The 21,556-nt window shown below is 66.9% G+C and carries 18 protein-coding genes and 1 pseudogene; 3 read left to right on the top strand and 16 right to left on the bottom strand.

Translation table 11 applies throughout. The features are described from left to right. Nucleotides 1-97 precede the first annotated feature (97 nt). On the bottom strand, nucleotides 98-898 hold the full coding sequence (locus ACT53N_RS07905) for an ImuA family protein (protein WP_476063373.1): 801 nt from the start codon (nucleotides 896-898) through the stop codon (nucleotides 98-100). Between the two features lie 109 nt (nucleotides 899-1,007). Between ACT53N_RS07905 and ACT53N_RS07900 the strand changes: the two genes are divergently transcribed. After that, nucleotides 1,008-4,244, top strand: a complete 3,237-nt coding sequence (locus ACT53N_RS07900; protein WP_476063372.1) for an acetyl-CoA carboxylase family protein — start codon at nucleotides 1,008-1,010, stop codon at nucleotides 4,242-4,244. Here the strand turns inward: ACT53N_RS07900 and ACT53N_RS07895 are convergent. The 5 genes from ACT53N_RS07895 to ACT53N_RS07875 form a co-directional block, all read right to left on the bottom strand. Further along, nucleotides 4,241-4,612 (bottom strand): VanZ family protein, encoded by a 372-nt coding sequence (locus ACT53N_RS07895; protein ID WP_476063371.1) that lies wholly within the window; start codon nucleotides 4,610-4,612, stop codon nucleotides 4,241-4,243. The genes ACT53N_RS07900 and ACT53N_RS07895 overlap by 4 nt on opposite strands. 146 nt (nucleotides 4,613-4,758) lie before the next feature. Then, the gene (serA, locus tag ACT53N_RS07890; RefSeq protein WP_310214935.1) at nucleotides 4,759-6,339 is read right to left on the bottom strand and encodes a phosphoglycerate dehydrogenase; all 1,581 of its coding nucleotides are present in this window, start codon (nucleotides 6,337-6,339) and stop codon (nucleotides 4,759-4,761) included. Between the two features lie 130 nt (nucleotides 6,340-6,469). Beyond that, on the bottom strand, nucleotides 6,470-7,645 hold the full coding sequence (locus ACT53N_RS07885; protein WP_476063370.1) for a phosphoserine transaminase: 1,176 nt from the start codon (nucleotides 7,643-7,645) through the stop codon (nucleotides 6,470-6,472). A gap of 135 nt (nucleotides 7,646-7,780) precedes the next feature. Then, complete coding sequence (locus ACT53N_RS07880; protein ID WP_476063369.1) at nucleotides 7,781-8,206, bottom strand: hypothetical protein; 426 nt, start codon at nucleotides 8,204-8,206, stop codon at nucleotides 7,781-7,783. Nucleotides 8,207-8,263: 57 nt separating this feature from the next. Further along, nucleotides 8,264-8,593: a hypothetical protein gene (locus tag ACT53N_RS07875; RefSeq protein ID WP_476063368.1), complete on the bottom strand. Its 330-nt coding sequence runs from the start codon at nucleotides 8,591-8,593 to the stop codon at nucleotides 8,264-8,266. Between the two features lie 141 nt (nucleotides 8,594-8,734). Between ACT53N_RS07875 and ACT53N_RS07870 the strand changes: the two are divergent. Then, nucleotides 8,735-10,647: pseudogene (locus ACT53N_RS07870) on the top strand (ATP-binding protein). Between the two features lie 156 nt (nucleotides 10,648-10,803). Next, nucleotides 10,804-11,163, top strand: coding sequence for a hypothetical protein (locus ACT53N_RS07865; protein ID WP_476063367.1), 360 nt, complete (start codon nucleotides 10,804-10,806; stop codon nucleotides 11,161-11,163). A 6-nt stretch (nucleotides 11,164-11,169) separates the two neighbouring features. Here ACT53N_RS07865 and ACT53N_RS07860 read toward each other — a convergent pair whose 3' ends face one another. The 10 genes from ACT53N_RS07860 to tolA all read right to left on the bottom strand — a co-directional run bounded on the left by ACT53N_RS07860 (nucleotide 11,170) and on the right by tolA (nucleotide 21,551). Next, nucleotides 11,170-11,991: a PhzF family phenazine biosynthesis protein gene (locus ACT53N_RS07860; protein ID WP_476063366.1), complete on the bottom strand. Its 822-nt coding sequence runs from the start codon at nucleotides 11,989-11,991 to the stop codon at nucleotides 11,170-11,172. 92 nt (nucleotides 11,992-12,083) lie between these two features. After that, nucleotides 12,084-12,668: a nucleotidyltransferase family protein gene (locus tag ACT53N_RS07855; RefSeq protein WP_476063365.1), complete on the bottom strand. Its 585-nt coding sequence runs from the start codon at nucleotides 12,666-12,668 to the stop codon at nucleotides 12,084-12,086. Further along, nucleotides 12,665-13,468, bottom strand: a complete 804-nt coding sequence (gene thiD / locus ACT53N_RS07850) for a bifunctional hydroxymethylpyrimidine kinase/phosphomethylpyrimidine kinase (protein ID WP_476063364.1) — start codon at nucleotides 13,466-13,468, stop codon at nucleotides 12,665-12,667. Before thiD ends, ACT53N_RS07855 begins: the two co-directional genes overlap by 4 nt. 52 nt (nucleotides 13,469-13,520) lie before the next feature. Then, nucleotides 13,521-14,345: a dihydropteroate synthase gene (gene folP / locus ACT53N_RS07845; protein ID WP_476063363.1), complete on the bottom strand. Its 825-nt coding sequence runs from the start codon at nucleotides 14,343-14,345 to the stop codon at nucleotides 13,521-13,523. Nucleotides 14,346-14,522: 177 nt separating this feature from the next. Further along, on the bottom strand, nucleotides 14,523-16,403 hold the full coding sequence (gene ftsH, locus ACT53N_RS07840) for an ATP-dependent zinc metalloprotease FtsH (protein ID WP_476063362.1): 1,881 nt from the start codon (nucleotides 16,401-16,403) through the stop codon (nucleotides 14,523-14,525). A 97-nt stretch (nucleotides 16,404-16,500) separates the two neighbouring features. Then, nucleotides 16,501-17,727, bottom strand: coding sequence for a tRNA lysidine(34) synthetase TilS (gene tilS, locus ACT53N_RS07835; protein WP_476063361.1), 1,227 nt, complete (start codon nucleotides 17,725-17,727; stop codon nucleotides 16,501-16,503). Continuing rightward, nucleotides 17,718-18,572: a tol-pal system protein YbgF gene (gene ybgF, locus ACT53N_RS07830; RefSeq protein WP_476063360.1), complete on the bottom strand. Its 855-nt coding sequence runs from the start codon at nucleotides 18,570-18,572 to the stop codon at nucleotides 17,718-17,720. The genes tilS and ybgF overlap by 10 nt, the downstream gene beginning before the upstream one ends. Nucleotides 18,573-18,649: 77 nt before the next feature. Continuing rightward, nucleotides 18,650-19,213, bottom strand: a complete 564-nt coding sequence (gene pal / locus ACT53N_RS07825) for a peptidoglycan-associated lipoprotein Pal (protein WP_476063359.1) — start codon at nucleotides 19,211-19,213, stop codon at nucleotides 18,650-18,652. A gap of 197 nt (nucleotides 19,214-19,410) precedes the next feature. Beyond that, complete coding sequence (gene tolB / locus ACT53N_RS07820; RefSeq protein ID WP_476063358.1) at nucleotides 19,411-20,742, bottom strand: Tol-Pal system beta propeller repeat protein TolB; 1,332 nt, start codon at nucleotides 20,740-20,742, stop codon at nucleotides 19,411-19,413. Further along, nucleotides 20,739-21,551 (bottom strand): cell envelope integrity protein TolA, encoded by an 813-nt coding sequence (gene tolA / locus ACT53N_RS07815; RefSeq protein ID WP_476063357.1) that lies wholly within the window; start codon nucleotides 21,549-21,551, stop codon nucleotides 20,739-20,741. The genes tolB and tolA overlap by 4 nt, the downstream gene beginning before the upstream one ends. Between the last annotated feature and the right edge of the window lie 5 nt (nucleotides 21,552-21,556).

Genomic DNA, 21,556 nt, shown 5'->3' with positions numbered 1-21,556 from the left:
GGGAGGTGTCGCCGTAGGCGACGGAGGGGGGAGTCCCGTAGATCCGGCCTCCTCCCCCTCCGGCCTGCGGCCTCCTCCCCCCTGGGGGGAAGATGACTTACCCGACGCGCCGCACGGCCTCCGCCGCCGCCACGTCGTGATCGGCCAGTTGGGACACCAGACGGAAAGGATGCGGGCCATGGCCGGCCTCCTGAGCTTGCAAGATCCAGCCGCCAGGACGCCCGCCCCGACAGCGCTCGAGTTCGACCCGCCATCGCGGCGGCCCCAGGCCGATATCGTCCGGCGGCGGGCCACTGGGCGCCGGCGCAATCCGCCAGCGACTGAACGACGCCGAGCCGGAAACGAGTCTTGGCTTCCCTCCCGCTCGCCCTCCGTAGGGACGGCGGTGCAGCACCACGCCAAAACCGCCGCGCTTCTCGCAGGCCAGTTGCAGGCGACGGCCGGCGGTCAGGTCCGGCGCCTCGGCCTCGGCCACAGCGGCGGCGACGCCCTGGGTCGACAGCGCGTCCTCCAGCAGCGAGAGGGTTTCAGCCTCGTCGCGGGCCCGGACCTGGATCAGCCGCGCCGCCGGAAACCCCAGTCCCAGTAGACCCGGCGCGAAGAGATCGGCCCGCCGCGCCACCCAGACCACAGCCCCGCCTTTCCGATCCGTCAGTCTACGGATCAGTTGCGCGACAAAGGCGGCGGGCGCCGCGCCGATCTCGTCTTCCAGCCCCGCGCCGGTCACCTCATGCCAGCCGCTGAGCGGCAGACCACCGCCCGGAAAGCATCCGTCGATCGCCGGTTCTCCGAACGACAGCACCGGAGTCGGAGTCCGAGTCCCCGCTTCCATCGCGGCGATCCGGCCTCTCAGGGCCGCAAGACGCGCCTCGCGCGATCCGGCCATTCCCAACTCCATGTTCCACTTTTGTTCTGATCTTCTCAGGCTAGAGAGTCAAGGCTTGGAGAGTCGCGCCCGAGCGGCCAAAGTGTCTCAAACGGCCGTATGAAGCCTCGCAGGAAGCGTCATGTCCCTCTCCAGAGTTCTGATCGCCAACCGGGGCGAGATCGCTGTCCGGATCGCCCGCGCGGCGACTGAGGCGGGGATCGAGAGCGTGGCTGTGTACGCCACCGACGACAGGCAAAGCCCGCATGCCGGCGCTGCGAATCTCGCTGTCGCCCTGTCTGGCGCCGGCGCGCGGGCCTATCTCGACATCGCCGCTGTGGTGGCCGCCGCCAAGGCGCAAGGCTGCGACGCCCTGCATCCCGGCTATGGTTTCCTGTCGGAGAACCCGGCCCTGGCGCGGGCCTGCGCCGAGGCGGGGATCGTGTTCATCGGCCCCTCGCCCGAGCACCTCGCCACCTTCGGCGACAAGGCCGCCGCCCGCGCCCTGGCCGCCGAGCGCGGCCTGCCGCTGATCCCCGGAACCGGCGCGATCAGCCTGGACGCCGCCCGCGCCTTCCAGGCCGAGCATGGTGCGATCATGCTGAAGGCCCGAGCCGGCGGCGGCGGGCGGGGCATGCGCATGGTGCTCGACCCCGGCGAACTGGACGCCGCCTTCGGCGCCTGCGAACGCGAAGCCTTGGCCGCGTTCGGCGACGGCGGTCTCTACGCTGAGAAGCTGATCGAGCGCGCCCGTCATATCGAGGTGCAGATCATCGGCGACGGCGCCGAGGTGCTGGCGCTGGGCGATCGCGATTGCTCGCTACAGAGACGAAACCAGAAGCTGGTCGAGATCGCGCCGGCCGCCCTCCCCGACAACCTGCGCGCCGCCCTCGCCGGCTGGTCCGAGCGCCTGTGCGCTGGTTATCGGGGCCTGGCCACGGTCGAGTTCCTGGTCGAGGTCGCTCCGCATTCGCCCTTGGGCGGCGAGGCCTTCTTCATCGAGGTCAATCCGCGCCTGCAGGTCGAGCACACGGTGACCGAGGAGGTCACGGGCCTCGACCTCGTGCGGCTACAGTTCGATCTGGCGGCAGGAAAACGCCTGGACGAGCTCGGCCTGACCGACGCCCCGCCGCCTTTCGGCGTGGCCATCCAGGCGCGGATCAACGCCGAGACCCTTACCGCCGACGGCCAGGTGCGTCCCTCCGCCGGAACCCTCAGCGCCTGGACGGCGCCGGGCGGTCCCGGCGTGCGCGTCGATGCGGGAGTCGTCCCCGGCCTGGCCGTCGGTGCGGCTTATGACAGCCTGCTGGCCAAGGTGATCGTCCGTGGGCGGACGCCCAGCGACGCTTCCAGTCGGCTGGAGCGCGCCTTGGCTGAGTTGAAGGTCTCGGGCGTCGCCACAACCGCCCCGCTGATCCGTGCGATCCTCGCCCATCCGACGGCCGTGACCGGCGAGGCTACCACCACCTTCATCGCCCAGCACGCTGAAGCCCTGGCTGCGGAGGCTCAACACCTGACGCCCGAGGCGGCGACGGACGTTGCCGACTTCGAGGGGCTGGCGGGCGCCGAGCCTGTCGCCGCGCCCCTGGCGGCCGTAGTGGGCGCGATCACCATCCGCGAAGGCGACCTCGTCCGTCCGGGTCAGGCCCTTGCCGTACTGGAAGCGATGAAGATGGAGCACCTCGTCTGCGCCAGCGCCGGCGGTCGAGTGGTCAAGATCGCCATCGAGGCGGGACAGACCGTCGCCGAAGGTCAGCCCCTGGCGTTCCTAGAACCGGCGGAGGTGCAGGGCACCGCTGAAACGCAGGCCGTCCAGGAGGACCTGGACGCGTTTCGCCCCGACCTCGCCGATGTCGTCGCCCGCCATCGCCACACCCTGGACGAGGCTCGCCCTGACGCCGTCGCCAAGCGGCGCAAGACCGGCCACCGCACCGCCCGCGAGAACATCGACGATCTGGTCGATCCGGGCAGCTTCCTGGAATATGGCGCCCTGGCGATCGCCGCCCAGAAGCGTCGCCGTACAACCGAGGACCTGATCCTCAACACCCCCGCCGACGGCCTGATCACCGGGATCGGGACGGTCAACGGCGCGCTGTTCCCGCCCGACAAGGCGCGAACGGCGGCGCTGGCCTATGACTTCACCGTACTGGCCGGCACGCAGGGCGCGATGAACCATCGCAAGTCTGACCGGCTGATGGCGGTGATCGCCGACCAGAAGCTGCCGGTGGTCTGGTTCGCGGAAGGCGGCGGCGGGCGGCCGGGCGACACCGACACCACGGCGGTGGCGGGCCTGGACGTGCCGACCTTCCGCAGCTTCGCGCAACTGTCGGGTCTGGTTCCCAAGATCGCCATCGTCGCCGGTCGCTGCTTCGCCGGCAACGCCGCCATTGCAGGGCTTTCAGAGATCATCATCGCCACCCGCGACAGCAACCTCGGGATGGGCGGCCCGGCCATGATCGAGGGCGGCGGCTTGGGCGTCTTCCGGCCGGAGGAGATCGGTCCGTCTGCGCATCAGTGGAAGAACGGCGTCATCGACATCCTGGCCGAAGACGAGGCCCACGCCACGCGGCTGGCCAAGCAGGCGCTGTCCTACTTCCAGGGCTCGCTGCCGACCTGGACCGCGCCCGATCAGCGCCGGCTCCGCCATGCGATCCCGGAGAACCGCCTGCGAGTCTATGACGTGCGGGCCCTGATCACAGGCCTCGTCGACGAGGGGTCATTCCTGGAGCTGCGCGGCGGCTTCGCGGCGGGGATGGTCACGGGCCTGATCCGGATCGAGGGTCGCCCGATGGGTCTGATCGCCAACGACCCGCGCCACCTCGGCGGAGCGATCGACTGCGAGGGCGCCGAGAAGGCCGCCCGTTTCCTGCAGCTGTGCGACGCCTTCGCCCTGCCGGTCCTGAGCCTCTGCGACACCCCCGGCTTCATGGTGGGGCCCGACAGCGAGGACGCCGCCGCCGTGCGCCGCGTCAGCCGCCAGTTCATCGCCGGCGCCAAGCTGCGCTCGCCGCTGTTCACGATCGTCACCCGCAAGGGCTATGGCCTGGGGGCCCAGGCGATGGCCGGCGGCAGCTTCCACAGCCCCGCCTTCATCGCCGCCTGGCCCACGGGCGAGTTCGGCGGCATGGGTCTGGAGGGCGCCGTCAAGCTGGGCTACCGCAAGGAGCTGGAGGCCGAGACCGATCCGGCCAAGCAGAAGGCGCTCTACGACCAGTTGGTGGCGCGGCTCTATGCGGCGGGCAAGGCCACGAGCATGGCGGCGGCCCTCGAGATCGACGCGGTCATTGATCCTGCCGACACCCGGCGCTGGATCCTAGGCGGCCTCGACGCGGCGGCGGGCGTGAGCAAGCCGTGGGAAGTACGGGTGGACAGCTTCTAGGCGTCGTCCGCGTTCATCCACTGGGTCGCGATGATCGGGCCGAAGAAGAACCCGATGCCCAGGGCGTCGGCGACGATATCGAACACGTCAGCGTCGCGGCCGACGATCGGCAAGCCCTGTAGGATCTCAATGCCAACGCCGAACGCCAGCAACACGGCGGCGATCTTCCACCAGCGGCTCTTGGGCAAGGCCATCGCCGCCAGGAAGGTCAGGCCGTAGAAGACGATGAAGTGCTTGGCCTTGTCCCAGGGGATCAAGCCGGCGGTGTCATCCCCCGGCGCCAGGGCCGCATAGAGCGTGAAAACGACAGCGGTGACGAAGACCAGGAGGCCAGGCCAGCGGATTTTGCGGGGAACCAGCAGAGACATTCGGGGCCTTTGTGTTCCCTCTCCCCTTGCGGGAGAGGGTGGCCCAAAGGGCCGGGCGAAGGGTCGCGCCGGCCATACCGTGCACCCCCCCATCCGTCATCCTTCGGGTGACTCCTTCTCCCACAAGGGGAGAAGGGCGATCAGCCTCAGAACGTCAGCGCGCGCGCTTCCTTCACGTGCGGCAGCGCCTGGATCTTGGCCAGCAGGCCAGCGTCCGGCGCTTGGTCGATCCCCACCAGGGCGATCGCGTCCTCGTCGGCGGCCACGCGACCCAGGTTGAAGGTGGCGATATTGACGCCCGCCTCGCCCAGCATCATGCCCAGCGCGCCGATGAAGCCCGGCTTGTCCAGGTTGTTGACGTACAGCATGGCGGGCGAAAAGGCGGCGTCCAGCTCCATGCCCTTGACCTCGACGATGCGCGGGGCGCCGGCGATCACCGTGCCGGCGAAGGCGCGCTTGCCCTTCTCGGTGGTGATGGTCACGCGCATCAGGCTGTCATAGGTGGGGCTGACCTCCTGGCGGCTTTCGGAGACGGTGATGCCGCGCTCCTTGGCGATGGCCGGGGCCGAAACCATGTTGATCTCGGCCAGCATCGGCTTCAGCACGCCGGCCAGTGCCGCCGAGGTCATCGGCTTGACGTTGAGGTTCGAGACCTCGCCCTCGTAGGCGATATCGATGGCCTTGACGCCGAAGTCGACCATCTGGCCCGCGAAGGCGCCAATCTTCTCGGCCAGGGCCACGAACGGCTTCAGCTTGGGGGCTTCTTCGGCCGTGATCGAGGGGCTGTTCAGGGCGTTGGTGACCGCGCCGGTCAGCAGGTAGTCGCTGACCTGCTCAGCGACCTGGAGGGCGACGTTTTCCTGCGCTTCGTTGGTGCTGGCGCCGAGGTGCGGGGTCGCCACGACCTTGTCCGAACCAAACAGCGGATTTTCCTTGGCCGGCTCCGTCACGAAGACGTCGAAGGCGGCCCCGGCGACGTGGCCGTCGTCCAGCAGCTTGCGCAGGGCCGCCTCGTCGACCAGGCCGCCGCGGGCGCAGTTGACGATCATCACGCCCTTCTTGGTCTTGGCCAGGTTCTCGGCCGACAGGATGTTGCGGGTCTTGTCGGTCAGCGGGGTGTGCAGGGTTATCACGTCTGCGCGGGCCAGGAGGTCTTCCAACTCGACCTTCTCGACGCCCATTTCCACAGCGCGTTCGGGCGACAGGAAGGGGTCGTAGGCCACGACCTTCATCTTCAAGCCCAGGGCGCGGTCGGCGACGATGCCGCCGATGTTCCCGGCGCCGATCAGGCCCAGGGTCTTGGCGTAGAGCTCGACGCCCATGAAGCGGTTCTTTTCCCACTTGCCGGCCTGGGTCGAGACATCGGCCGCGGGGATCTGGCGGGCCAGGGCGAACATCATCGCAATGGCGTGCTCGGCCGTGGTGATCGAGTTGCCGAAGGGCGTGTTCATCACGACGATGCCCTTGGCCGTAGCGGCCGGGATGTCGACATTGTCGACGCCGATGCCGGCGCGGGCGATGACCCGCAGCTTGTTGGCGGCGGCGATCACGTCCTTGTCGAGCTTGGCGCCCGAGCGGATGGCGATGCCGTCATAGTCGCCGATCACGGCGATCAGCTCGTCCTTCGAGAGGCCGACCTTGATGTCGAAGTCGAGGCCGCGGTTCTTGAAGATGTCTACGGCGGCGGGGCTGAGCTTGTCGGCGATGAGGACGCGGGGAGCGGTCATGGAGGCATTCTCCGGATATCGAGCCCTTCCCCCTCGATGGGGGAAGGGTTGGGATGGGGGTGCTTGCTGAGGCGGCGGGGGATCACCCCCACCCCTGCCCTCCCCCATCAAGGGGGAGGGAGAGCGCGAGTTAAGCGGCGGCCAGTTCGGCCGAGACGGTGACGAACGCCCAGTCGAGCCAGGGCGTCAGGGCCTCGAGGTCCGAGGCCTCGACGGTGGCTCCGCACCAGATGCGCAGGCCGGCCGGAGCGTCGCGATAGCCGCCGATGTCGAGGGCCGCGCCCTCCTTCTCAAGCAGGCTGGCCAGCTTCTTGGCGAAGTCGGCCTGGGCGTCTTCCGGCAGGGCGGCGATCTTGGGATCCACCACCTTCAGGCACACCGAGGTGTTCGAACGAATCTCCGGCGTGGCGGCCAGGAAGTCGACCCACGGGGTCTTGGCGACCCAGTCCGCCAGCACCTTCAGGTTCTGGTCCGCGCGGGCCTGCATGCCTTCGAGACCGCCGACGGACGACGCCCACTTCAGGGCGTCCAACGCATCTTCGACGCAGAGCATCGACGGCGTGTTGATCGTCGCGCCTTCGAAGATGTCGGCGGCGATCTTGCCGTTCTTGGTCATGCGGAACAGCTTCGGCATCGGCCAGGCCGGCGTGTAGCTTTCCAGGCGGGCCACGGCGCGCGGCGACAGGATCAGGATCCCGTGCGCGCCCTCGCCCCCCAGCGCCTTCTGCCAGGAGAAGGTCACGACATCGAGCTTGGCCCAGTCCAGGTCCTGGGCGAAGGCGGCCGAGGTGGCGTCGCAGATGGTGATGCCTTCACGGTCGGCCGAGATGAAGTCGGCGTTAGGCACGCGCACGCCCGAGGTCGTGCCGTTCCAGGTGAAGACGAGGTCCTTGGCCGGGTCGACCTTCGAGGTGTCCGGCAGTTCGCCATAAGGCGCGCTCAGCACCTCGACGTCGGGCAGCTTCAATTGCTTGGTGACGTCCGTGACCCAGTCCTTGCCGAAGGACTCGAAGGCCAGCAGTTGGACGGGGCGCGCGCCCAGCATCGACCACATCGCCATTTCGACAGCGCCGGTGTCCGAACCGGCGACGATGCCGATCAGAAAGTCGGCCGGAACTTCCAGCACTTCGCGGGTCTGGTCGATGGCGGCCTTCAAGCGCGCCTTGCCCAGCTTGGAGCGGTGCGACCGACCCAGGACGGCGTTTCTGAGATTTTCGGGTGTCCAGCCGGGGCGCTTGGCGCAGGGGCCGGAAGAGAACTCGGGGCGAGCCGGGCGGATCGCCGGCTTGGCGAGGGTCGTGGTCATAGCGATGTCTCCCATCCTTACAGATGGACTGCGCCCCGTTGGGGGGGCGTGGCCCGCCGGCGAGAAACCGCGTCTCGGCTGGAATTGCAAGGAGAGATTTGTCGCGGGACGCGGATTTCCGCGCACCTCGGGAAATTATTTTCCGGCTTGGGCGCGTCGCCGCCAAGCCAAAAGCGTCCCAATGGTCAAGCAAGCCAGTATGCCGAGGGTGTCGACATTGTTGATCACCGCATAGGTCAGGTCGTGCTTACGTTCGCCAACGAGATAGTAGGCGTGCAGGCTGAATTGGATCGCTTGCAGTAACACCACCACGCCGAGCCAAGCGGAGGGGTAACGCATAGCCAGCATCAGAAATGCACCGCCCATGACGCCCTCTCCCATCAGCAGGAGGGTCGGACGCAGTTCTTTAGGAACGAACAAGTGGATCAAGAGTGCGTACACGCTGCCACCGAGGACAGTCAGAGCGCCCCAACGCTCCGCACGATCACCCTTGAAGTATGCAAACGCGCACACCGCCAGGATGATGAACCAAACAACAAAAGGTCCGAGCGATGTGTACATGAAAAAGGCCTCTAACCTGAATTAGAGGCCTTAAGCATTAAACTATTGCAATCTAGCTCAGCCGACTTCGCGCAGATGGCCTTGCGGGGGCTCCTTCGGCTTGTCTTCCACACCAATCATCTTGGTGCGGACGCCGATGCGCAGCTTCACATCGTTGAGTTCGTTGTGCGCGTCGACCATCGCCGAGCGAGCTTCGCTCAGGGCGGTCATCGCCTCGGCCAGCTTGGCCGCCGCGCGGTCGCCGACCACGGCCGAAACGCCGAGATCCTTACGCGCCTTCAGGAGATCGGCCATCAGTTCGGCCGTTTCGACCATCGCCGCATCGACGGCGTTTTCCGAAGCGAACAGCTTGGTAGCCACGCGCTGAGCGACAAAAACCTTTTCCACACCCGCCTCCGTTAACAAAACACTAATGGCAAAGGTAAACGGAATGTTAACGCGAAAGCAACGCGAAAATGTGCGTTAGCGTTGTTTTGACGCGCAACTCTCGCTTCGGATGGAAGTGAAGCGTTAGGAACATTCAGGCAAATTATCCCCAAGTTGAATTCCTGGGTGCGATGAGCCAAATCCGCAACCATAACGCGTCTAGCCACGCGCCTTTGCAGGCGCGGATCGCCGGCGTGGCCTTGGCCACAACCGTGCTGGCGCTGGTGGCGGCATGCCTCTGCTTCATGCTGCAGCAGTGGAGCGTGGCCCGCCAGGAAGCGCGTGCGAACCACGAAGTGCTCGTGCAGATGGCCGCCGCTGGGGCGGCGGCGCCGCTAGCGGACCACAACATGGTCGGCGTCTACCGGGCCCTTGAGGCGGTGGCCAAGGCGCCGGGCGTCGCGGGCGTCCGCATCATCGACGCCAAGGGGCGGGTTGTCGCCCAGTTGGGGGAGGCCAATCCCTCGGACGTCGACACGCTGAAACAACCCATCAAGCTGTCTTCGAAGACGGTGGGCACGCTGGTGCTTGTCGCCAAGCATCCTCGTCTGGCCCAGACCCTGGCGCGCGACCTGGCGCTGACTGGCGCGCTGTTCTTCGGCGCGGCCGGCATGGCCATCCTTCTGGCCAACAGTCTGGCCCGCAGACTCGCTCGCCCCATGGAGCGTCTCTCCGAGGCCATGCACGAGACCGCCGTCGGCGGTCGCTTCAAGGCGGTGGAGGAGACCGCCGACGATGATGTGTTCCGCAGCCTGACCGAAAGCTTCAACCACCTCGTGGCGCGCCTGGAGTGCAACGATCAGGACCTGCGTGGCGCGATGGCCGAACTGGTCAAGGCGCGCGACGACGCGAACGCCGCGAACGTCTTGAAGTCGCACTTCCTGGCGAACATGAGCCACGAGATCCGCACGCCTCTAAACGGCGTGCTGGCGATGGCCGACGTCATGGCCATGGACAAGCTGAGCGATATTCAGCGCGAACGCCTGTCAGTGATCCGCGAGTCCGGCGCGGTGCTCTTGGGCGTCCTGAACGACGTGCTCGACTTGTCGAAGATCGAGGCCGGGCGACTGGAGATCCAGAATCGCCCCTTCGATATCGCCCAACTCGCCCAGTCGATTCGTGAGACCTTCGCCCCACAGGCGCGCGCCAAGGGCCTGGCCTTCGAAGTCGCGGTGGCCCCGGAGGCTCAGGGCCTGTGGCGCGGCGACGCCGATCGTCTGCGGCAGATTCTAGGCAATCTGATCTCGAACGCCCTCAAGTTTACCCTGGACGGCGCGGTCGCGGTTCGCTTCGCCTCGGCCGAAGACGGCTCGGGCCTGCGGATCGACGTGGCCGACACCGGTATCGGAATCTCTCCCGAAATCCTCCCGCGCCTGTTCGACAAGTTCGTGCAAGCCGACAGCTCGACCACGCGCCGCTTTGGGGGCTCTGGGCTTGGACTGGCCATCTGTCGCGAGTTGGCGGCGATGATGAACGGGTCGATCAAGGTGCAAAGCCGCGAGGGGCGTGGTTCGACCTTCACCGTGCTCGTCGCCCTGCCGCGCGAAGAGACCCTGACCGACGTCCACTACATTGATGACGGCGATCCGATCGCCGCCATATCGACCGTCGATCCACCGCGCCTTCGGGTCCTGGCGGCGGACGACAATCCGACCAACCAAAAGGTCGTCGCGGCGGTCCTGGCGCCCTTGAACGCCGAAGTTACGCTGGTCGACGATGGCGCAGCTTGTGTGGAGGCCTGGCGAGACGGCGACTTCGATGTGGTGTTGATGGACATCCACATGCCCGTCATGGACGGCGTCGAGGCCGCGCGGGCCATACGCGCTGCGGAACATGCGGAAAAGCGCCGGCGGACGCCGATCATCGCCGTGACCGCGAACGCCCTGGCGCATCAGGTCGAGGAGTATTTGGCGGTCGGCATGGACGGACACGTCGCCAAGCCGATTGAAGTGAGCAAGCTTTACGACGCCATCGAAGGCGCGGTGACCAACACCCGAATTTCCCACGCCGCATAGGCCGCGTGGCCAGAGCCTCACAGCGCCTCTCAACATGAACGCAAGATAACGAGCGGCTCAGAACCGCTTCAGGCGAGGCGTGCTTCTCTTAGCTCAACGTCGCTTCCACCCCTTCCCTCCGGTGGCGACGAAGACATTCGAAGAGGAACCGAACCGATGAAGAAGATCCTGATCCCGATCGTTGCGGTCTCGGCCCTGGCGGCCGCCACCGTTCCCGCCGCGGCCTCGGCCCAGTCGATCAACCAGCGCCAAGACATGCTGGAGCGTCGCATCGATATGGGCCTGCGCAACGGCTCGCTGACGCGGAGCGAAGCCTATCGCCTGCGCGCCGAGCTTCGCCAAGCCGCCCGCCTGGAACATGACTATCGTCGTGGCGGCCTGAGCCGTTGGGAACGCGCCGACCTGGATCGTCGCTTCGACCGCATCAGCGCCCAGATCCGCTATGAGCGTCATGACCGCGACTACGGCTATGGTTACGGCCACGACCGTGACTATCGCGGAGACCGTCGCTGGTAAGCGAACCTAGCCCGGCTGCAGCCGGAGCTGGCTTTCCATGACCGTGAAGCCGCGGCCGCGCAACAGAATGCGCGCGCCGCGGCTTTCGCATTCCAGGTCCCCGCCCCGCCCCGGATAGGCTTGGTGGAACTTGAGCGTCTTCACCCCAAGTCTTTCGCCATAGAGCGGCATCAAGATGCAGTGCGCCGAACCGGTCGCGGGGTCCTCGGGAATCCCGAAGCCGGGCGCGAAAAACCGACTGACGACGGCGTAGTCCGCCCCTTCGTCCGCTTTCGCGACCACGACCGTTTGACCCGGACCGCCAGTCGCCTCTCCCCCGATCCCCTTCAGGGCTCCGAGGTCGGGGTTCAGGCCGCGAACGGTCGCTTCATTGTCCATCACCGCGATCAAGTAGGCGCCGGCCCAGACCTCCCGCGGTCTCGCGCCAAGCGCCGCCTCCAGGCCATCCGGGACTTCGGTGCGGCGTGGCGGATCGGCGGGAAAGTCCATTTCCAGGCCGTCGCCGGCTCGGCGCACCGTCAGCGGCCCCGACAAGGTGTCGAACGTCAAGAGCGGGACATCAACGCCCAACTCGCCGAACAGAACATGCGCCGCCGCCAGCGTCGCATGCCCGCATAGCGGCGCCTCGAGCGTCGGGGTGAACCAGCGCAAGCCAAAGCGGGCGGGATCTTCGGTCCGCAGCAGATAGGCCGTTTCGGCCTGATTGTTCTCAGCCGCAAGCGCTTGCATCCACGCCGCCGACGGCCAAGCCTCAAAGGGTTCAAGCACGCAGGCGGGATTGCCCTTGAAGGGTCCGTCGGCGAAGGCGTCTATGGTCCATTGGCGCATGGCGAAAGCTCTAGCGAAATCCGATGGACATCGCTGTTATGCGCGGCGGGCGCGGTCGGCAAAGCCTTTATTGTCCCGATGACAATCCAGGCTCAGGGCTCGATCGTGATCTCCGGCCAGCGCGCCTTGGCCGAGGCCGTCGTCCGTTCCCAGCCCCCTGCGCCTTTCAATCGCAGAGGATTGGGACGCAGCCGCATGGCGAACAGATCTTCAAGCCCAAACGGGGCCCACACGCTGAGACGGTCATCGGCTTCCAGGCGCACACCCACGCAGAAGGCTGTCGCCACAAAGCGCTTCAACGCTGCAGCGCTGTCCTCCAGCGGCGGATAGGGCTCGTCGGCGCCGAACTTCTTCTCAAACCACAGGTGTACGCGGGCCTGGTTCCGAACCTCCACGAGATCACGGAGCGGCGGCTCGAACGCTGCGGCCACGCGCTTGATCACCACGTCCTCGGCTTCATAGGATGTGTCGCTGTCGTCGTGATAGGCGACGTCATAGTCTTTGATGCCGTAGTCCGGGGCCCGGCCTGTCAGGTGATTCCACACAGGCTGGTACACAGCGCCCGAGAAGATCATCCAATCAGGCAGATCCAGCGCGCGGACCGTCTTCAGCACCTGCATCGTCGTGGGAACGCCCCGCACGATATCGACGAAACGGTCTTCCAGGCTCGAGGTCATGTCCGCAGGGTCCAGCCGTGATCAAGGGGGCCGTGGCCTGCGCCGTATCCCGGCGCGCGCAGCATGGCCTCGTGCACATAGTTCCAGGCCTGGGCGACGGCCTCTTCCAGCTTGAGGCCCTTGGCCAAACCGGCGGCGCAGCCCGACGCGAGCGTACAGCCCGTCCCGTGGGTGTGGCGCGTCTGGATCCGCTCCCCCTCGAAGGTGGTCTCGCCCGCCGAGGTCATCAGGACGTCGACGACCCGCTCGCCGGCCACGTGACCGCCCTTCATCAAAACCGCACGGGCGCCTAGGGCCAGCAAGGCCTCACCCGCGCGCCGCAGATCATCCGTGGTTTCGACAGTGAGTCCGGTCAGCGCGGCGGCCTCGGGCGCGTTGGGCGTGAGCAGGGCCGCGCGCGGGATCATTAGGCTCTTGACCGCGCCGATCGCCGCCTCGGCCAGAAGCGGAGCGCCGCCCTTGGCGACCATGACGGGGTCTACCACGGCTGGAACGCCGACGGCGTGATCCAACGCCTGGGCTACGGTCTCGACCACCGCCGCATCGCCCAGCATGCCCGTCTTGATGGCGTCAGCGCCGATATCATCCAGCACGGCGCGAGCCTGGGCCGCGATCACATCCAGCGGGATCGGGTGAACGCCTGTGACGCCCAGGGTGTTCTGCACCGTGACAGCGGTGATCGCCGTCGCCGCATAGCCGCCAAGCGCGGTGATGGTTTTTATATCGGCCTGGATCCCCGCCCCGCCACCGGAGTCCGAGCCGGCGATGACGAGAACGCGACCTTTGCGAGTTTGAGACATACAGCGTTCTTAGGGGGGAATCAGATGCGCTCAAAGGGCGCTTGGTCGCGCGCTACGCGAGCGGCGCGGCGCTTCGAACGGCCCGCAGGACATCCAGCGCCTGGACGGTCTCGCGCACGTCATGGACCCGCACGGCCGCTACGCCCGCCTCAGCTCCGACTAGGTGTGCGGCGATTGAGCCGCCCAGACGATCGGTCGCCTCATGGGCCGAAGGATCAATCCCGGCGATGAATCGCTTGCGGCTGGCGCCGAGCAGGATGGGGTAGCCCAAGGCCACAAAGCGCGGCAAGGCGGCCAGCAGGGCGAGATTGTGCTCCAGCGTCTTGCCAAAGCCGATTCCGGGATCAAGCCAGATTTTCTCCTTGGTCACCCCGGCGGCCATGGCGGTAAACGCTCGCGCCAACAGGAAGGCTTCGACCTCGGCCACGACGTCGTCGTAGCCAGGCGCGTCCTGCATGGTCCCGGGTTCGCCGAGCATGTGCATCAGCACCACTTCGCAACCCAGCTCGGCGGCGACCTCGGGCGCTTGCGGCGAGAAACGCAGAGCGGCGACATCGTTCCAGATCGTGGCCCCGGCCTTGATCGCCGCACGCGCCACGCCAGGCTTCATGGTGTCGATCGAGATCGGAATGTCGCTAGCCTTGCGGATCGCCTCAATCAGGGGGACCACCCGCAGAATCTCGTCGAACTCCGAGACCGGCGTCGCGCCCGGCCGGGTGCTCTCGCCGCCGATGTCGAGGATGTCAGCGCCTTGGGCGATCATCCGGCGGGCATGCTCGATCCCGTCGGCGGCCGAGAGGAACTGGCCGCCGTCAGAAAAGCTATCGGGCGTGACATTGACGATGCCCATGACACGAGGGCGAGTTGGCGCGGTCATCAGGGCGTTCTAAGCCCTTGCGCGCTTGGCGTCATGCCTGACCGCGTCAGCCCGAGCGGCCAGCCCGCTAGTGCTCCCGGTCGCATCGGCCGGCCAGATCGCCAATCGCGACAAATCTAGTCCAGAAAAAAGCCGGCCCTTTCGAGCCGGCTTGTTCCTTGTGCCTCGGAGGCGGCCTCAGGCCGTGACGCTGGCGCCTGCGCCCGGAGACAGGGGCACCAAGGACGGCGCGATGACCGCCGTGGTGGTTTCCTCTTCCTCGCGCTTGGGGGCTTCGCCCTTGAGCACGCCGGCGATCTCCTCGCCCGACAGCGTTTCATACTCCAGCAGCGCCTTGCCCAGCGTGTGCAAGTCGTCGATCTTTTCCGTGAGGATCCGGCGCGCCTCATCCAGACCATACTGGACCAGACGCTTGACTTCGCTGTCGATCAGACGCGCAGTTTCTTCCGACACGTTCTGGGTGCGAGCGACCGAGTGGCCCAGGAACACCTCGTCCTGGTTGTCGCCATAGGCCACGGTGCCCAGGATGTCGGAGTAACCCCAGCGGGTGACCATGTTGCGGGCCAGGTCGGTGGCGGCCTTGATGTCGCTGCTGGCGCCCGAAGTGATGTTCTCCTTGCCGAAGATGATCTCCTCGGCCACCCGACCACCCATCATGATAGCCAGACGGCTGGTCATCTGCTGGTACTTCATCGAGTAGCGGTCGCCTTCCGGCAACTGCATGACCATGCCCAGGGCGCGGCCACGCGGCACGATCGTGGCCTTGTGCACCGGATCAGCCATCGGCACGTTCAGCGCCACGATGGCGTGGCCGCCCTCGTGATAGGCCGTCAGCTTCTTTTCTTCCTCGTTCATGGCCATCGAACGGCGCTCAGCGCCCATCATGACCTTGTCCTTAGCCTGCTCGAAGTCTTGCATGGTAACCATGCGGCGGTTCTTGCGGGCGGCCATCAGGGCGGCTTCGTTGACGAGGTTAGCCAAGTCCGCGCCCGAGAAGCCCGGCGTGCCGCGCGCCAGCGTCTTGACGTCGACATCGGCCGCCAGCGGCACGTTCTTCATGTGCACGCGGATGATCTTTTCGCGACCGGCGACGTCGGGGTTCGGGACCACGACCTGACGGTCGAAGCGGCCCGGACGCAACAGGGCCGGGTCCAGAACGTCGGGACGGTTGGTGGCGGCGATCAGAATGATGCCTTCATTGGCCTCGAAGCCGTCCATCTCGACCAGCAGCTGGTTGAGGGTCTGCTCACGCTCGTCGTTGCCGCCACCAAGACCGGCGCCGCGATGGCGACCGACGGCGTCGATCTCGTCGATGAAGATGATGCAGGGGGCGTTCTTCTTGGCCTGCTCGAACATGTCCCGGACGCGGCTGGCGCCGACGCCGACGAACATCTCGACGAAGTCCGAACCCGAGATCGTGAAGAACGGCACGCCGGCCTCACCCGCAACGGCGCGGGCGATCAGGGTCTTACCTGTGCCCGGAGGACCGACCAGCAGGGCGCCCTTGGGAATCTTGCCGCCCAGGCGCTGGAACTTGGCCGGGTCTTTCAGGAAGTCGACGACCTCCTGTAGCTCTTCCTTGGCCTCGTCGACGCCGGCGACGTCCTCGAAGGTGATGCGGTTCTTGTTCTCGGTCAGCAGACGGGCCTTGGACTTTCCGAAGCCCATGGCGCCCTTCGCCCCGCCTTGCATCTGGCGCATGAAGAACAGCCAGACGCCCACCACCAGCAGGATCGGCAGCAACTGCACCAGGATGGCCAGGAAGCTGATCGAGCCGCTCTTGAACTTCACATCCGCGTTCTTGGCCACCATGCGGTTGACCAGTTCCTCGGAGTTCATCGGCGCGTTGACCGTGAGGGTCTTATTGTCGGCGGTCTTGGCCAGCACGGTCTGGCCGGCGATCTCGGCCGACTTGATCTTGCCTGCGTCAACGTCCTTGAGCAGCTGAGAGTAGCTGATTTCGCCGCCGCTTTTCGTGCGCGAGTTCTGGCTGACGACAAACACGCCGCCCAGCACCGCCACGATCACCAGCCAGATGGCCAGGTTTCTGAAATTCATACGCCTTGTCTTCCTAGCGAATGGAGTCTTCACAGCGAGTAGAGGTCTCGACCACCCAAGATAGGGGGTCGGGAGCGCTTGCGCCACGGACGTGACATCAGGTCACGGATTCTTGGTCGAAAAGGCCGACCGCAGCCTTAAACCGATCCAGAACGAGCGAACGCGCACGCGCCTCTCCTTCGGCTGCAAGCTCCGGGCCGTCAAGCATCAGCTCCCCCGACCCGTCGCGCAGAGTCCCCATCATCAAAGGCAGCGAAGGGCGCGCTACGGCGGCGATCGTGGCCAGTCTGGCGCGCTGCTGCGGCTCCAGGCGGGCTGACTGTCCCTTCAGGGGCCCAACCGTCACGGGTCGGTCGCCGGCGACAATTTCCCAGCGGCCATCCCAAACGCCGATTTGATCGGGCGCGAGATCCAGGCGCGCGAGGCCGCCCCGAGCGACTTCGCCCGCGTCGCGGCAGACCTGGATCTCCGATGTCGCGTGGACGCGCGCGCCCGCAAGCGTGGCCGTGAAGGCCTCCCCCGCGCGAACGCGCTCGACCAGCCGCGCCAGGCGCTCCCCCCGAGGCGGGCGCTCGGTTCCACTGGCGCAAAGGAGCGCGGCCGCCAGATGCGCCGGAGCGACGTCGCGCGTCAGGCGGATCACGCCGGCGGCGTCGACCTCAAACGCCGGCGGCGGGAGCGCTTTGAGAAAAGTCTCCGGCGGCGCCAGGGAGCCCATGGCCCGCGCGCGGGCTCGCGCATAGCGCAGGTCAAGGTTAGCCGGATCTTCGAGCCAGGCTTCTCCCTCCCGCGCAAGGCGGTCTCGGATGTCTGCGCGCGTCAGCGACAGCAGAGGCCGCAGAACGAAGATCCCCCGCCCCGCAGGCCATACCGGCGAGGGCGCCCATTCCCTTGGATCTGAGACCGAGGAGCCTGCAGCCCGCATGGCCGCGCCCTCGGCGAGGTCGCTGGCTGTATGGCCCAGGACCAGGACCCGAGCCCCGGCCTGACGCGCGGCGTTCGCCAGCAGCGCATGCCGTGCGCGTCGCGCAGCGGCGGGGAGACCCGTCTGGGGCTTGTCACCGGTCCAGATCAACGCCCGGGCCTCGGCGTCCAACGCGCGCGCCTTGACGAGCGCCTGGTCCGTCCAGGCTTGGCTGTCGGGCTGAAGCCGGTGATCAACGACGAGGGCCAAGACAGGGCGGCCCTTTGGTCGCGCCCAAGCCAGGACGGTCTTGAGCAAGAACAGCGAGTCCCCGCCGCCGGAAAAGCCAACGGCTATGGGCGCGGGAGACGATGGATCGAGCCGCCGGTCGAGGGCGGCTCGAACCTGATCTAGGCGCACTTGGCCGCGACGCGGGTGGAAGCCGCGCGCGAGTTCACCTGGGCGGGCGCCTTGGGATAGCGCTTGGTCAGCTCGTCGAGCGTCCGGCAAGCCTCGGCGGTCTTCTTTAGCGCCACCATCGACCGAGCCAGCTTTAGGGTCGCGTCGGGCGCCCAGCTGGTCTGCGGCCAGCCTCGAATGGCGCCGATGTAGTTGCCCGCAGCGTCGGTATAGGCTTCACGCACGAACTGCGTCTCGCCCAGCCAGTAACGCGCCTCAGAAGCCCTGGGCGTGTCCGGGTAGTTGTTCACATAGGCGGCGAACGCCTGCTCGGCGTTGGCGTAGTCGCCCGCCAGCAGCAGATCCTTGGCCTGCTTGAACGCCACCGCCGGGTCGGCGGGCGGCGCGGGCGGCGGGGGGACATCTCCGGCCAGGGCCACTGGCGCCTGAGCGCTCGCCGCTGTCTGGAGATCAGCCAGCGTTTTTTCAATCGCCGCCAGCCGCTGCTCCAGAGCGTCCGCGCGCGCTTTCTGCTCGGCGGCGGCGCGCTGGGCCTTGGTCAGTTCGAAGTTCGTCGCCTCGTTCTGTCCATTCAGCCGCGTCAGGGTCTGCTCGAGGTCGGACACGCGCTCGTTCAGCGCCGCGATCTGCGCGTCGGTCTCGGCCGGCTGCACGACCACAGGCTTACCGGTATCCCGTCCCTGGAACACGATCGCGCGCAGCTCGCGCACGACCTTTTCCATCCGCTCGACGCGCTTGGCCGAACGATCGTCCAAGGGGTCGGCCGGCGGCAACGGGGTCTGGGCGACCGCCACGGCGGCGGTGGAGGCGAACAGGAAAGCGAGCAGGGCGTGTTTCAGCGTCATGGCTGTGATTTACCGATAGAGCCGAGACAAAACTAGGGCGGCTTCTCGCTTGAGAAGCCGCCCTGTCTGAAAGCGTCTTAGCGAGCGCCGTCCGTGATCGCCGTGCGGCCGTTACGGTTCTTGGCCCAAGCTTCCTCGCTCGAACCCGGATCGATCGGGCGTTCCTTGCCGAACGAAATGGTCTCGATGCGGGCGCCAGAGACGCCCTGGGCGATCAGGAAATCACGCACGGCGTTCGCGCGGCGGGCGCCAAGCGCCAGGTTGTACTCGCGGGTGCCGCGCTCATCGGCGTTGCCTTCGATGCGGATGCGCACGCCAGGATAGCGGTTCAGCCACTGGGCCTGCCCGGCCAGAACCGGCTGGGCGTCGGCGCGGATCACATATTCGTCGGTGTCGAAATAAACACGATCGCCAATATTCACGACGAAGTCCTGCACCGAGCCGGGCAGGATGCCGCTCGTCACCGGCGGCTGGGCCGGCGGCGTGTAGGGCGTCGGCTGCGTCGGCTGCGGCGCGGGCGGCGGCGTGACAGGCTGGGGCTTCGGACGCGAAGCGCACGCGGCGAGCGAGGCGGCGGCTAGGCCGACGAGCGCCAGTCGAACGGCGCGCTGGGTGTCGAAGCTCATCCAGTTTCTCCTCAAGTCTACGAAACTCTGCTTTGATCCATACCTGCGCAACGCTTGGAATGGACCCTCTAAATGTCTGACCAAGCCTCACAATGATGTCAGATGCCCACCAGACGATACGGATTCACTTGCGGCGGGAATAGCGGCCGCAGGGACCATCCTCGACCGGGAACGCGCAACGATGGTTAAGGTTGCGCGCGGCTATCGCCGCTTCAGTCCAGAAGGGGCGACCAGGCCGGGTCTGAAGCCGAACCGCCATACGCGGCCGGGCGCAAGATCCGTCCCGTGATGTCGACCGTCCAGAGCCTCGGATTGCCGCTCGCGCCTTCCCGGAAGAACATCAGCACCCGCCCATTAGGCGCCCAGGTGGGGCCTTCATCCAGATAGCTGGTGGTCAGCAGGCGCTCATCGCCGCCATCGGCGCGCATGACCCCGATGTGGAATTCACCGCCCGTCTGCTTGGTGAAGGCGATGAAGTCGCCACGCGGGCTCCAGACCGGAGTGGTGTAGCGGCCGCCGCCATAGGAGATGCGACGCACGCCGGAACCATCGGTGTTCATCACATAGATCTGGGCCTGACCGCCTCGGTCGGAGTTGAACACGATCTTGGTCCCGTCCGGCGAGAACGACGGCGAGGTGTCGATGGCCGGATCGGTCGTGATGCGTGTGGTCGCTCGCGAGCGCAGATCCATCACGTAGATGTCGCTGTTGCCGTTGCGCTCCACCGAAAAGGCGACCTTGCTGCCATCCGGCGAGAAGCGGGGCGCGAACACCATGCCCGGGAACTTACCGACGGTTTCCTGCCGGCTGGTCTCGAGGTTCAGCAAGTAGATCGACGACCCGGTCGGCCGCAGGGCCATGTAGGTCAGTTCCTGGCTCGTCGACGAGAAGCGCGGCGTCATGACGATGTACGAGCCGTCGGTCAGGTACTGCGGGTTGGCGCCGTCCTGATCCATGATCGCCAGACGCTTGACGCGGTTCAGCTTGGGGCCGCTTTCGGCGACGAAGGCCACCCGGGTGTCGAAATAGCCCTTCTCGCCCGTCAGTCGCTCATAGACGGCGTCGCTGATCTTATGCGCCACCCGGCGCCAGTTGTCGGGCGTGGACGAGAACTGCAGGCCCAGCAGCTGCTGTTGACTGAAGACGTCCCACAGACGGAAGTCCACCCGCAGGCCGCCGTCGGCGCCGACCGTGACCTGGCCGTTGATCAGCGCCTGAGCGCCCGTGGCCTGCCAGTCGGGGAAGCGCGGCTGCACGTTGACGTCGGCCAGCTTGTCGGCGACGCCGGTGACGTTCAGCGGCTGGAAGAGGCCCGAGCGCTCCAGATTGCCCGTGATGACCTGCGCGATCTCGGCGCCACGCGGCGAACCGGAGAAGGCCGGGACCGCGATCGGCAGCGGCTTGACCGCGCCCGCATTGATGTCGACCTCGATCTGCGCAGCGGCCGGGGTGACGAGGGCCGCGCCGCTCAGCAGAGCGACGACCATCAGCAGCAGGGCTTTAAGGCGCATCAGGGTCTCCTTGTCCGTCTTTTCAAGCCTCAACGCGAACAGGCCTGTTTTGCGTTGAAGTTGAGGGCGATTTTCTGACCGTACAGGTCGGAGGGCAGATAGGCGAACGGCGAGGCGGCGAACAGCGCGCGGATCGCGCGGTCAGAGGCGGCCTTCACGACGGGATCCGGCGAGGACGTACCGGGTGACTCCGGCTGGCCGACGACACGACCGCCGGGGCCGATGACAAAGACGACCCTGACATTGACGTTGGCGCCGCCTTCGACCTCACAATTAGGGTTCCAGCGATCCTGGACCTCGCCCTGCAAGCGCCCGAGGGCGGCGGCGGACAAGCCCGTGGCCGCTCCCATCGCCGGACGCGCCGACACGGACGTCTCGGCGCGCGCCGGGCCCTTGGCGGCGTTGGCCGTGGGCTTGCCGCTCGCCTTCTGGGTCTTGGCGATCGACGCCTCGAGGGAGGCGAAGAAGTCGCTCTCACTCTTTTTCTGCGGCTTTGGCTTCGCCGGCGTAGGGGTCGGGGTGGGCTTCGGCGTCGGTGTGGGCTTGGGCGGTGGCGCGGGGGCCGGGGTCGGCGTCGGAGACGGAGTCGGCGCGGGCGGCTGCGGCGTCGCCTCGGGCGTCGGATCCGGGGTCTGAGCGGTCTGTTCTTCCAGCGCCTCCTCGGCGGGGCGCACATTGGTCGGGCCGTTGGTGACGATCGTGACCGGCACCGACTCGCCAATGGTGATCGGCTCAGACCGCTTCCAAGGCAGGCCGAACGCGATCACGGCCGCGACAGCGCCATGCAACGCTATCGAGCCCAGCAGCCCCGGGGACAGTGCTTGTTCGCGGCGGGCGCTCATGCCGC

The sequence above is a fragment of the Caulobacter sp. DMC95 genome (assembly GCF_056313785.1).
This window is presented reverse-complemented; position numbering and strand designations above follow the sequence as displayed.

Coding starts and splice junctions, on each gene's coding strand:
- ACT53N_RS07905 (WP_476063373.1), bottom strand. CDS start 898: ATGGAGTTGGGAATGGCCGGATCGCGCGAGGCGCGTCTTGCGGCCCTG.
- ACT53N_RS07900 (WP_476063372.1), top strand. CDS start 1,008: ATGTCCCTCTCCAGAGTTCTGATCGCCAACCGGGGCGAGATCGCTGTC.
- ACT53N_RS07895 (WP_476063371.1), bottom strand. CDS start 4,612: ATGTCTCTGCTGGTTCCCCGCAAAATCCGCTGGCCTGGCCTCCTGGTC.
- serA (WP_310214935.1), bottom strand. CDS start 6,339: ATGACCGCTCCCCGCGTCCTCATCGCCGACAAGCTCAGCCCCGCCGCC.
- ACT53N_RS07885 (WP_476063370.1), bottom strand. CDS start 7,645: ATGACCACGACCCTCGCCAAGCCGGCGATCCGCCCGGCTCGCCCCGAG.
- ACT53N_RS07880 (WP_476063369.1), bottom strand. CDS start 8,206: ATGTACACATCGCTCGGACCTTTTGTTGTTTGGTTCATCATCCTGGCG.
- ACT53N_RS07865 (WP_476063367.1), top strand. CDS start 10,804: ATGAAGAAGATCCTGATCCCGATCGTTGCGGTCTCGGCCCTGGCGGCC.
- ACT53N_RS07860 (WP_476063366.1), bottom strand. CDS start 11,991: ATGCGCCAATGGACCATAGACGCCTTCGCCGACGGACCCTTCAAGGGC.
- ACT53N_RS07855 (WP_476063365.1), bottom strand. CDS start 12,668: ATGACCTCGAGCCTGGAAGACCGTTTCGTCGATATCGTGCGGGGCGTT.
- thiD (WP_476063364.1), bottom strand. CDS start 13,468: ATGTCTCAAACTCGCAAAGGTCGCGTTCTCGTCATCGCCGGCTCGGAC.
- folP (WP_476063363.1), bottom strand. CDS start 14,345: ATGACCGCGCCAACTCGCCCTCGTGTCATGGGCATCGTCAATGTCACG.
- ftsH (WP_476063362.1), bottom strand. CDS start 16,403: ATGAATTTCAGAAACCTGGCCATCTGGCTGGTGATCGTGGCGGTGCTG.
- ybgF (WP_476063360.1), bottom strand. CDS start 18,572: ATGACGCTGAAACACGCCCTGCTCGCTTTCCTGTTCGCCTCCACCGCC.
- tolA (WP_476063357.1), bottom strand. CDS start 21,551: ATGAGCGCCCGCCGCGAACAAGCACTGTCCCCGGGGCTGCTGGGCTCG.